The following is a 1,821-nucleotide window of genomic DNA, read 5'->3' as shown; positions in this document are numbered from 1 at the left end:
CCTATTTTTTCGCTGCGGTCGTCAATCTCAGCACGAATATCTGCTTTTTTCAGTTTATTCAACAGGGTTTTTGCATAATCCATGAACTTATCACTGATGGGCAGAATTTTCACCTGCAAAGGTGCCAGCCACAATGGGAATTTGCCTGCATAATGCTCCAGCAAAAAGCCAATGAAACGTTCGTGGGTGCCAAGTGGCGCACGGTGAATGATCAACGGCACTTCCGGTTGGTTATTCTGATTCGTAAATGACAGCTTGAACTTGTTACCACTATTGAAATCAACCTGGTTTGTTGCAAGTGTAAACTCACGACCAATAATACTCCATATCTGTACATCAATCTTCGGGCCGTAGAATGCCGCTTCATCCTGCACTTCAATGAAAGGAATATTTGATTCGATAAGCACTCTGCGTACCATGGCTTCTGTTTCCTGCCACAGTTCGGGTTCGTTCACATATTTCTGACCAAGCTTGGCCGGATCATGCAAACTCAAACGCATCACATATTTATCAACGCCGAATATTTTGAAATACTTCAGGTACATATCGTTTACTGCACGGAACTCATCAGCAAACTGATCACGGTTACAATAGATATGCGCATCGTTCATGTGCAAACAACGTACACGCATCAAACCAAATAACTCCCCACTCTGTTCATAACGGTAACAGGTACCGTATTCTGCAATACGATAAGGAAGATCTTTATAGCTCTTTGGCTCAGCATCAAATATTTTATGATGATGCGGACAGTTCATCGCCTTCAGATAATATTTCTCACCATCCATTTCCATTGGAGGAAACATACTATCAGCATAATACGGCAAGTGACCACTGGTGAGGTACATGCTTTCTTTTGCAATATGCGGAGTAACCACCCGCTTGTATCCGGCATCGCCTTCTGTTTCTTTCGCCAGCTTTTCCAACTCTTCAATAATGATGGTACCATTTGGCATCCATAAAGGCAAACCTTGACCAACATCATCATCCATGGTGTAAATACCTAACTCCTTACCCAACTTACGGTGATCTCTTTTCTTTGCCTCTTCAAGCATTGCCAGATATTCATCCAGTTCCTTTTGTGAAGGGAAGGTGACACCATATACACGGGTAAGCTGTTTGTTCTTTTCATCACCTTTCCAATACGCACCGGCAATAGAAGTTAATTTAATGGCTTTGATAAAACCGGTATGCGGAATATGTGGTCCACGGCAGAGATCGGTAAACTCACCTTGCGAATACAAGGTAATGCCGCCATCTTCGAGGTTCTGCAACAGATCGAGTTTATATTCATCACCTTTCTCCGAAAAATAAGCAACGGCATCCTGTTTGGAAATTTCTTTGCGCTGGTAAGGATTGTTCTTCTTCGCCAGTTCGTTCATCTTCTTTTCCAATACAGCCAGGTCTTCCTCGTTCATCTTGCGATCGCCAAGATCCATATCGTAATAAAACCCTTTCTCCAATGCCGGACCTACCCAGAATTTCACACCGGGAAATAAAGATTCAACAGCTTCCGCCATTAAATGGGCGCTGCTATGCCAGAACGTGTTCTTTCCTTCAGCATCATCCCACGTCAACAGTTTCAAAGAAGAATCGTTGTTAATGGGGCGTGTGAGATCCCACACCTGTCCGTTAACATTTGCGGCCAACACTTTTCTTGCTAATCCTTCGCTGATTGATTTGGCGATGTCGAGGGCTGATGCTCCTTGCTCATACTCTCTAACTGCGCCATCGGGAAAACTGATCTTCATGAACTTCGTTTGATTTTTTAGGTGGACAAAGGTAACGAATCATTGCTGAAGGAAAATTAACAAAGCCTTT

General features: G+C 43.3%; 1 protein-coding gene. It reads right to left on the bottom strand.

Annotated features, from left to right (window positions below; translation table 11 throughout):
• A partial coding sequence (gene thrS / locus V6M43_RS00015; protein ID WP_332731987.1) for a threonine--tRNA ligase occupies window positions 1-1,751 on the bottom strand: 1,751 nt, incomplete at its 3' end.
• Between the last annotated feature and the right edge of the window lie 70 nt (window positions 1,752-1,821).

It is taken from the genome of Flavihumibacter sp. (genome assembly GCF_036676075.1).
Classification (GTDB): Bacteria; Bacteroidota; Bacteroidia; order Chitinophagales; family Chitinophagaceae; genus Flavihumibacter.
Note: the sequence above shows the minus strand (reverse complement) of the source record. Positions and strands in the feature narration are given on the sequence as shown.